The sequence below is a fragment of the Dietzia sp. DQ11-38-2 genome (genome assembly GCF_014145055.1).
Classification (GTDB): domain Bacteria; phylum Actinomycetota; class Actinomycetes; order Mycobacteriales; family Mycobacteriaceae; genus Dietzia.
In genome coordinates this window covers 6,804-16,633 of sequence record NZ_JAALDW010000522.1, presented here as the reverse complement: position 1 = coordinate 16,633, position 9,830 = coordinate 6,804, and the positions used below count along the sequence as shown (strand labels likewise).

The window sequence follows — 9,830 nt, the reverse complement described above, 5'->3', positions numbered from 1 at the left end:
CACGCCCACGCCCACGCCCACGCGCCACGCCAACAGCGAGCCCGGCACCCGCTGTGCTGCTGTACGCGACGCCGCCGTGCGCGAACCCACCGCGCACGGCGCCCAGCATCGGCCTGCGTCCCGCCCGGAGCTCAGCGATCGCGAGGTCGAGGTGCTGATCGCCTGGCTCGCCTGCGACAGCAAACGGGAGGTCACCGAGCGCCTGTTCCTCGCGGACTCCACGGTCAGCACCTACATCCAGCGTGTGAGGTCGAAGTACGACGCGGTCGGCCGGCCTGCCCGGACCAAGGTGCGACTGCTGGTGCGCGCGGTCGAGGACGGGTATATCGGACTCGACGATCTCTAGACGGGGCCTGCGGGTGCGCGGCCTCCGGGGATTTCGTTCGCCGAGCGCACGCGGGGTAGCCTTAGCGGGTTGCTGACGCAACGACCCTCCTGCCACGGAGATCCCGTGGCCGAATCTGTAGTCCACAGGAGGTGATGAGGTCCCATGCGTCAATACGAAGTGATGGTCATCCTCGATCCGAGTCTCGACGAGCGCACCGTGGCGCCGTCGCTGGACACGTTCCTCAACGTGATCCGGCAAGAGGGCGGTTCGGTCGACAAGGTCGATGTCTGGGGCAAGCGCCGCTTCGCCTACGAGATCAACAAGCAGACCGAGGGCATCTACGCCGTCGTGCAGATCAAGTCCGGCCCGGACGCGGTCAAGGAGCTGGATCGTCAGCTCGGCCTGAACGAGAACGTGCTCCGCACCAAGGTGCTCCGCGCCGACAAGTGACCCGGACTGTCCGGCTCGCCCGCTAACCTGGGCGGGGTCGGTCGAGTTCCGATCACATCCACCTGAGCGTCAACACGGAGGACAAGCGCATGGCACAGGGCGACACCCCCATCACCGTGGTCGGGAACATCGTCGCGGATCCCGAGCTGCGGTTCACGCCGTCGGGTGCCGCGGTGGCGAACTTCCGGGTCGCCTCGACGCCGCGCCGCTTCAACTCCCAGACCAACCAGTGGGAGGACGGCGAAGGCCTGTTCCTCACCTGCAACGTGTGGCGCCAGGCCGCCGAGAACGTGGCGGAGTCCCTGCAGAAGGGGATGCGCGTCATCGTCAACGGTCGTCTGCGCCAGCGGTCGTACGAGACCCGTGAGGGCGAGAAGCGCACGGTGTACGAGGTCGAGGTCGACGAGGTCGGCCCGTCGCTCAAGTACGCCACCGCCAAGGTGACCCGCACCAACCGCGAGGGCGGCGGGGGCGGATTCCAGGGTGGTGGCCAGCAGGGCGGCGGATTCCAGTCCGGCGGCCAGTCGCAGGGCGGTTACGGCGGCGGCCAGGGCGGTGGCCAGCAGAACGACGATCCGTGGGGCAGCGCTCCCCGGGCCGGCGGTTCCGGTGGCTTCGGCGGCATGGACGACGAGCCCCCGTTCTGATCCCAGGGTCTTTTCCCTCGGGGCGCGAGATGCGCCCCACCCCATAAGCAAGAGACATGACCTCGCGAGAGTCCGGCCCCGGTCGGCTCGTCGGAGGAAAGAAAGGTAGACGGATCATGAAGCTGATCCTCACCGCCGACGTCGACAAGCTCGGTGCGCCGGGCGACATCGTCGAGGTCAAGGGCGGATACGGTCGCAACTTCCTGCTCCCGCGCGGGCTGGCCATCGTGGCCACCCCGGGCGCCGAGCGCCAGATCGAGTCCATCAAGCGGGTCCAGGAGGCTCGTGAGGTGCGCGACTCGGACCACGCCAACGAGCTCAAGCAGAAGCTGGAGTCGCTCGCCGACGTCAAGGTCGCCGTCAAGACCTCCGACACCGGCAAGCTGTTCGGTTCGGTGACCGCGGGCGATGTCGCCTCCGCGATCAAGTCGGCCGGGGGGCCGGCGGTCGACAAGCGCGCCGTCCACATGCCCAAGGAGCACATCAAGTCGACCGGCGCCCAGAGCGTCGTCGTCGAACTGGGTCACGACACGACCGCCAGGGTCGCGTTCGAGGTCGTCCCCGCCTGATCTGCCACGAAGGCCCCGGTCGTCGTCTGTGACGACCGGGGCCTTCGTCATGGTCTCCCCGGGGTTGTGGACCGCCTGTGGATAACGCCGGCGGCAAAATACAATGGTGTCGGTTTCGATACCGATATTGTTCATCTTTCGTTACCTATTGCGTCGACGTGGGGTTCGTGTTAACGGCAGCTCTCCACCGGCCGCCGAAGCGGCAAAGTCGGGGCTGACCAGCACGTTTGTTCAGTCGCGACCGGCTTCTCCACTGGTTGTCCACACGACGCATGGCGCCGGCCCAGCGAATCGCACATTCATCCACAGTTGTCCACAGCCGGCCACCAACGATTGTGGAGAAGCCTGTGGATAACGCGACGGGTGACTGCCGGACGTCTCGCTGCGGTGGCCTACAGTGAACTGGTCACGCGGAGCAGGCGAGTCGGCTCGGGAGTACCGCACGCGAGGGCGTGAGGGGGAGAGGAGAGGTCATGGCGCAGGGGGGATTCGACGGATCCGACGAGATGCCGCCTCCGCCTGACGAGGGTGGGGGTTCGGACTTCGGTCGCACCCCGCCGCAGGATCTCACCGCGGAGCAATCGGTGCTCGGCGGGATGCTCCTCAGCAAGGACGCCATCGCGGACGTGGTGGAGGAGATACAGCCGGGCGACTTCTACAAGCCGTCGCACCAGGCCGTCTACGACGTGATCCTGGACCTCTACGCCCGCGGCGAGCCGGCGGACGCCGTCACCGTGGCCGCCGAGCTGGATCGTCGTGGTGACCTCCGGCGTGCCGGCGGGGCCGCGTACCTCCACACCCTCATCTCCACCGTGCCCACGGCCGCCAACGCGGGGTACTACGCCCAGATTGTCTCGGAGAAGGCGATTCTGCGCCGCCTGGTCGACGCCGGGACGCGGATCGTGCAGTTCGGCTACTCGGGGTCCGAGGGAGCCGACGTGGCCGAGGTCGTGGACCGCGCGCAGGCGGAGATCTTCGAGGTCACCGAGCGGCGGACCACCGAGGACTACGTGGTCATCGAGGAGCTCCTGCAGCCCACGATGGACGAGATCGACGCCATCCACACCGCCGGTGGTCTGAGCAACGGCGTGCCCACGGGTTTCGCCGACCTCGACGCCATCACCAACGGGTTGCACGGTGGCCAGATGATCATCATCGCCGCCCGCCCCGGCGTCGGTAAGGCCCTCGCCCTGGACACCGTGCTCCCGACCCCGGACGGCGAGACCACCATGGGCGACGTCGTCGTAGGCGACCGGGTCCTCGGCGCCGACGGGCAGCCGACCGAGGTGGTGGCCGTGACCGAGGTGTGGGAGGACCGTCCGTGCTTCACGCTCCGGTTCAACGACGGCGCGGAGATCGTGGCCGACGCGGAGCACGAGTGGCGGATCGAGATGGGCGGCACCCACCAGACCGTCACCACCAAGTCCCTCGAGACGCTGATGCTGGTGAGCGATTTCGGGATCCTCGTGCCCGAGAGTGCCAGTTCGAGCCGCCCCGATCGGTTGATCATCGACGTCCGGGGCGCGCACAGTGTGCCGGTCAGGTGCATCGAGGTCGCCGCCGACGATCATCTGTACCTGGCCGGCCCCACCGCGATCCCCACACACAACTCCACCATCGGCCTGGACATCATGCGCTCGTGCTCGATCAAGAACGGGCTCTCCTCGGTCCTGTTCTCCCTGGAGATGAGCAAGACCGAGATCGTCATGCGCCTCATGAGCGCCGAGGCGCGCGTCAAGCTCTCCGACATGAAGTCGGGGAAGATGAGCGACGAGGACTGGACCCGCATGGCCCGGCGGATGGGCGAGATCTCCGAGGCCCCACTGTTCATCGACGACTCGCCCAACCTCACCATGATGGAGATCCGGGCCAAGGCTCGCCGGCTCAAGCAGAAGCACGACCTGCGGCTGATCGTGGTGGACTACCTGCAGCTGATGTCCAGCGGCAAGAAGGTCGAGTCCCGCCAGCAGGAGGTCTCCGAGTTCTCCCGCCAGCTCAAGCTGCTGGCCAAGGAGCTCGACGTCCCTCTGATCGCCATCTCGCAGCTGAACCGTGGCCCAGAGCAGCGCACCGACAAGCGGCCCCAAGTCTCCGACCTCCGCGAGTCCGGCTCGCTGGAGCAGGACGCCGACATCGTCATGCTGCTCCACCGCCCCGACTCCACCGAACGCGACGACCCCCGCGCCGGCGAGGCCGACCTGATCCTGGGCAAGCACCGTGGCGGTCCGACCTCCACCATCACCGTGGCGCACCAGCTTCACTACTCGCGGTTCGTCGACATGGCGCGGGGCTTGTAGGTGCCGTGTCGGTTCTCAGACAATCTGTCAATTTCTCACCGGCTTGTCACACGATTCGCAGGAATCTGTCCTCTCCCCTATCCGACACCCCACGCGCGTGAGTAGGCGGGCGTTGCGCGGCTACGATTGGAGGCTATCTACGCTTGGATTCGATCGCGCCGCCGCTGATTGCTCGGATCGATTTTCCACTTGGGGTGTCGGGATACTCGACTCTGACGGGTTTAGGGCGAGGCGGAGGGATTGCAACCGCCGGGGCGATGTTGGCTGCGGGCGGCTGCTCCAGCAACTGTTGCTGTTGCACATGCTTCACAGAGCCCACGCACTGGCGGCGCTTGTTCGGCCGGTCGAAGTGAGGGACTAGCTTGCCGTTACTTCCCAGCTGCGAGTGCTGGCCACAGTCGTGGCACGTAGCCCATTTGACACTCTCGTCGGACGTCATCAGACGGTTCAGCTCGCCTTGCTCAGCGTCCGGTAGACGGCCGGCAGGAGCTCGCCGAGCAGAGCGCGGGCTAGGTCCTTGTTGTTAAGGATCTGGGCGGAGAGGTCTGCCGAGGAGTCCATGGATCCGATGACGGCGTCGGTGAAGGCGACATCGATGTCGGGGCTGGCTCGGAACTGGGCGAGTGAGTTGTTCTGGGCCTGCGTCTTGAGGGTCTCGCTTTCTTCGAGCCGGTCCCTGATGTGGGTGACCACGTTGCGGACGGAGGAGTCGGGGTGGTCGCCGGCGAACAGGTCGTTTATGCGGTTGATTACCTCGTCGAGGGCGACCATGTCGGGGTCGCGGACCGCGCCGGTGCCGGCCTCGCGGGCGGGCTCGAGCGGAGTGCCGCCGACCAGCTCACCGTCCCGGGTGGCCTGGCGGTGGTGGCCGAGGTAGTCGATAGCCACCGCGGACAGGTCGATGGGCGTGTCCTTCTCCCCGCTGCTCAGCTGCGGGGCCAGGAGCTTGAGATACAGCGCGAGCTTCTCCAGCCATGGGTTTTCGTAGTCGAACAGCTGGGAAAGGAACTCGTATTGCCGGACGTAGGTGCCCACGTCCTTGCGGAACATCAGCAACTCGTCGATCTCCACGGTGTCGGAGGCCTCGACCGCGGTCCGCATCCGAACCGTGAAACGGTCGGTAGCGGGAGCGACCCACTTCACCAACGCGTTGTGGCCCTCACGGGCGAGGAAGGCCTCGGCGAAGCCGTCGACCTCGGGGCGTTCGTAGATTCCGGCCACGGACAGTTTGCGTTCGGTGTCGTGGACGATGTTGGGATCGGTGACGTCGGCCAGCGTGGTGGCCTGGTAGTAGGGGGCGAACGCGTCGACGATGTCGTCGACCTCGTTGGTGAAGTCCAGCACGAAGGTCTGGTCTTTCAGCGGCGGGAAGGTCCGATTGAGCCGGGAGAGGGTCTGCACGGCCTGGACCCCGCCGAGGCGCTTGTCGACGTACATGGCAACGAGCTTGGGCTGGTCGAACCCGGTCTGGAACTTATTGGCCACCAGCATCACCTGGAACTCGTCTGTGGCGAACGCATCGCGCAGGTCGCGGCCCTTGAGCCCGGGGTTCATGTTGATCTCGGAGAACGGCTCGTCGGTACCGGACTCGGGATCGGTCACCTCCCCCGAGAACGCGACCAGCGCGGCGACATCGGTGTAGCCGTTCTCGGCCACGTACTTGTCAAAGGCGAGTTTGTATCGCACGGCGGCCTTGCGGGAACTGGTCACCACCATTGCCTTGGCCTGTCCGTTCAGCCGCCAGGCCACGCTCTGACGGAAGTGTTCAACGATGATCTGCACCTTCTGCGAGATGTTGGTGGGGTGCAGCTTGACCCAGTTCATCACCGACTTCACTGCGGCGGACCGGTCCACCAGGTCGTCGTCGCCGCCCTCGGTAGTCACGGCGACGGTGCCTTCCCCGGTGTCGCTGGTGGCGTAGGTCTTGCCGTTGTGCGAGAGCCGGAACGCCGTCTTGTACGGGGTGTAGTTGCGCAGGACGTCCAGGATGAAGCCCTCGTCGATTGCTTGCTGCATCGAATACAGGTGGAAGGGCTGCGGGGTGCCGTCGGGACCGGGGCGGCCGAACAGTTCCAGCGTGGTGGCCTTGGGTGTGGCGGTGAAGGCGAAGAAGGAGATGTTGCCGGCCTCGGCGCGGGCTCTGGTCTCGGCGGCGAGCATGTCCTCGGCCGACACGGCCCCGCCCTGGGCGACTTCGTCGAGCTCGGCCTGTGACAGGACCTGCTTGAGTTTGTTGGACGCTCCGCCGGCCTGGGACGAGTGGGCTTCGTCGGCGATGATCGCAAAGGACCGACCGTGGAGGGTGGCGCGGTCGGCGATGGCGTCCAGGGCGTAGGGGAAGGTCTGGATCGTGACGACGACGATGTGGGTCCCCGACTCGAGCGCCTCGGCCAGCTCAGAAGACTTCGAGCCGGTCAATCCATCGATGTGGGCCACGACGCCGGTAGTGCGGTTGATCTGGTGAATGGCTTCCTGAAGCTGCACGTCGAGAACGGTCCGGTCGGTGACCACGATGACCGACGAGAACACCTTGTCGTCGTCATCGTCATACAGCGACGACAGTCGCTGGGCTAGCCAGGAAATGGAATTGGTCTTGCCCGAGCCGGCGGAGTGCTGGACGAGGTACTTATGCCCGGGCCCTTCGGTGCGCGCCGCCTGGACGAGTCGGGTGACGGCGTCCCACTGGTGGTAGCGCGGGAACAGCAGGGTCTCCCTGCGGATTTTCTTTCCGGTGTCCGGGTCGCGTTTCTCACTGATTTCCAGGTGCATAAAACGGTCGAGGATCTCTAGCCAGGTGTCGCGCTGAAGGATGGTCTCCCACAGGTAGGCGGTGGCCGAGCCGTGCGGGTTGGGCGGATTGCCGGCGTGGTGGCCGTTGCCGCGGTTGAACGGCAGGAACACGGTGTCCTGGCCGGCGAGCCGGGTGGTCATGTGCACTTCGGTGTTGGAGACGGCGAAGTGCACGAGGGCGCGGGTGGCGAAGCCGAGCAGAGGCTCGCCCTTGGGTAGGCGGTCCTTCTTGTACTGCTCGATCGCGTGCTCAACTGACTGGGTGAAGTCGGTCTTGAGCTCGGCTGTGGCGACGGGGATGCCGTTGCAGAAGAACACCAGGTCGATGGACTTCTTCGGGTTGGATTTGGAGTAGTGGACCTGCCGCATGACCCGCAACCGCACGGCCTGGTACTTGGCGGCGGTGGTGGCGTTGAGCCCGGAGTTGGGCTTGAACTGGCACATCGCGAAGTTTGCGTTGAAGTCCGAGAAGCCGCGCCGCAGGACGGCGAGCGTCCCGCCGTCGGCCTTGAGGTCCGCTGAAAGTGCCTTGGATAGCCGCTGCAGCAGCGCGGACTTGGACTTCTCCTGCGCCGCGGGCGAATCTACGGGTTTGACTCGCTTGTCCCACTCGTCGGGCTGGGAGTGCTGGAGCCACCAGAACACGTCCGCGGGAAAAAGCGCGAGCTCGCGGTCGTACCCCGCGTCGTTGGGTGAGTACTCCCATCCGTGCGCGGCCAGATGAGCGCAGATCTCGTCCTCGAGCACGGACTCGTGATGCTGGGCCATGACTACACTGCCTCCCTCACGTCGATCTTCCCCGTCACAGCATTGGCGATCAGGGCAGACCGATATTCGCGGAGCGTCTCGATCATCTCGGTCGACTTGGCGATGAGCGCATCGATCTTCGAGCAGTGATGTTCAAGGAACGCGACAATTTCACGCCGTTCTGTGACGGTTGGCGGCGCTGTAATGGGCATGTTCATTAATGCTTCGATGGTGAACTTCGGTTGTGCTGATCCGGTAATAAACGGAGCAATACTTGCCGTCTCTATACGGTATGCCCAGAAATTGGGGGGTTCGTTCTCGATGGGCTTGAGTATATGGGCGTGGTTATTGACCCAGTATTTTCCGGCTGCGACAAAGGCTATAGGTGTCCGGCGTCCGAGCAGGTTCGCTCCGTCTTCAGAAACCAGTAACAGGGGCTCGTCGAAGAGGTAGTCATCTACGAAGTCGATAACGCCAGAAGCCCCGTAATAAGGGTGAGTGCCTTGGCGAACCCCTCGCTCAGTTGTGCTGAGGGGGATCCTGTGATGGTCGAGCGAATGCAGGAATCTCTTGACAGGGCCGACTGACCAGTGGGCGGGCACCGCGGGGAGTCCTGATTCCGAGTTCGCCAGTTCGACGCCTGCGTTAAGCCCCTTAGCCCCGGTGTTTCATGGGGATCTGCGGATCGCTGGGCGAAAATAGACCGAAGTGCTTCCTGAACAGGGGAAACTGGGACTTGTCTAGAGCTCCAGGTCCTCAAGCAGAAAGCACTCGGTAGGTGAAGCGTACTTCGTGGTCGGCCGGTCTGTCCGTTACTGCAGATGGTGTCGGGGTGATCTCGCACGCCGGGGCCATCGCGCCTCGACTTCTGGCTGATCAGGTCGGTCTGACCACCGAGCTGTCAGGGGCCATGGCTCGCCGACAATTCATCCCCATCCATGACCGCGGCCGGGTGTTGACCGATGTCGCGGTGATGCTCGCAGATGGTGGCGAGTCCATCTCCGACATCGGCGTCCTGCGCCACCAATCCGGGGCCCTGGGCCCGGTGGCCTCAGCACCGACGGTATGGCGGACCCTGGACGAGATCACTGCCGGCAAGCGTAAGAAGATCCAAGTCGCGCGGGCCCGTACCCGGCGTCACGTGTGGTCCCAACTACCAGGCGGGGTTCCCGCATCCAAATGTGCAGGTCGGGACCTCGGATCGACGATCGTGCTCGATGTGGACGCCACCATCGTGGTCACCCACAGCGAGAAAGAGAACGCCGCGCCGACGTACAAGCGCACCTTCGGCTACCACCCGATCGGCGTGTGGTGCGACAACACAGAAGAGTTTCTCGCCGCGAGCTTGCGCCCGGGCAACGCCGGGTCCAACACCGCGGCTGACCACATCGACGTCCTGGGCCAGGCAATCGCGCAGATCCCCGCTGCTCACCGGCGTGACCTGCTGATTCGATCCGACGGTGCAGGCGCCTCCCACGACTTGCTGGAGTGGATCACCGAGCAGAACCGCATCCGTGGTCGACGTGTGGAGTACTCGGTCGGCTTCGCTATCACTGCCCCGATTCGTCGAGCCATCGCGACCTGCCCCGAAGCCGCGTGGGGACCAGCGCTCAACCCCAACGGGGACATCCGCGACGGGGCCGACATCGCGGAGCTGACCGGGTTCCTCGCTCCCGGGATGCTCGCAAAGTGGCCAGACGGGATGCGGGTGATCGTGCGCCGCGAGCGGCCACACCCGGGCGCTCAGTTGTCGATGTTCGAGGAGATCGACGGGTGGCGCTACCAGGCTTTTGTCACCAACACCGCCACCGGCCAGCTGCAGTTTCTTGAAGCCAGGCATCGGGCTCACGCCCGGGTCGAGGACCGGATCCGCCACGCCAAAGACACCGGCCTGGGCAGGCTTCCCTCGCGGGAGTTCGCTCTCAACCAGGCTTGGCTGGTGGCGGTGATGATCGCCGCGGATCTCCTGGCCTGGACGCGGATGCTGGCCTGCACCGGCGCG

At 65.4% G+C, this 9,830-nt stretch carries 8 protein-coding genes; 6 read left to right on the top strand and 2 right to left on the bottom strand.

The genetic code is table 11. The annotated features are described in order from the left end of the window. From G6026_RS16350 to dnaB, 5 genes are all read left to right on the top strand, one after another. A partial coding sequence (locus G6026_RS16350) for a LuxR C-terminal-related transcriptional regulator (RefSeq protein ID WP_241728144.1) occupies positions 1-346 on the top strand: 346 nt, incomplete at its 5' end. A 144-nt stretch (positions 347-490) separates the two neighbouring features. Then, on the top strand, positions 491-778 hold the full coding sequence (rpsF, locus tag G6026_RS16345) for a 30S ribosomal protein S6 (protein WP_107757797.1): 288 nt from the start codon (positions 491-493) through the stop codon (positions 776-778). An 89-nt stretch (positions 779-867) separates the two neighbouring features. After that, a complete protein-coding gene (locus tag G6026_RS16340) occupies positions 868-1,425 on the top strand; it encodes a single-stranded DNA-binding protein (protein WP_182613783.1) in 558 nt (185 codons plus the stop codon). A gap of 116 nt (positions 1,426-1,541) precedes the next feature. Further along, positions 1,542-1,994: a 50S ribosomal protein L9 gene (rplI, locus tag G6026_RS16335; RefSeq protein WP_182613782.1), complete on the top strand. Its 453-nt coding sequence runs from the start codon at positions 1,542-1,544 to the stop codon at positions 1,992-1,994. Between the two features lie 506 nt (positions 1,995-2,500). Then, entirely contained in the window at positions 2,501-4,291 is a 1,791-nt protein-coding gene (gene dnaB, locus G6026_RS16330; protein WP_182613799.1) for a replicative DNA helicase, read from the top strand. A gap of 447 nt (positions 4,292-4,738) precedes the next feature. On the opposite strand, the gene G6026_RS16325 is transcribed toward dnaB, so the two are convergent. After that, on the bottom strand, positions 4,739-7,849 hold the full coding sequence (locus G6026_RS16325) for a type I restriction endonuclease (protein WP_182613781.1): 3,111 nt from the start codon (positions 7,847-7,849) through the stop codon (positions 4,739-4,741). 2 nt (positions 7,850-7,851) lie between these two features. Continuing rightward, entirely contained in the window at positions 7,852-8,430 is a 579-nt protein-coding gene (locus G6026_RS16320) for a restriction endonuclease subunit S (protein WP_182613780.1), read from the bottom strand. Between the two features lie 176 nt (positions 8,431-8,606). Here G6026_RS16320 and G6026_RS16315 point away from each other — a divergent pair. Further along, positions 8,607-9,830, top strand: a 1,224-nt coding sequence (locus tag G6026_RS16315) for an IS1380 family transposase (protein ID WP_347238130.1), incomplete at its 3' end; no start/stop codon positions are given.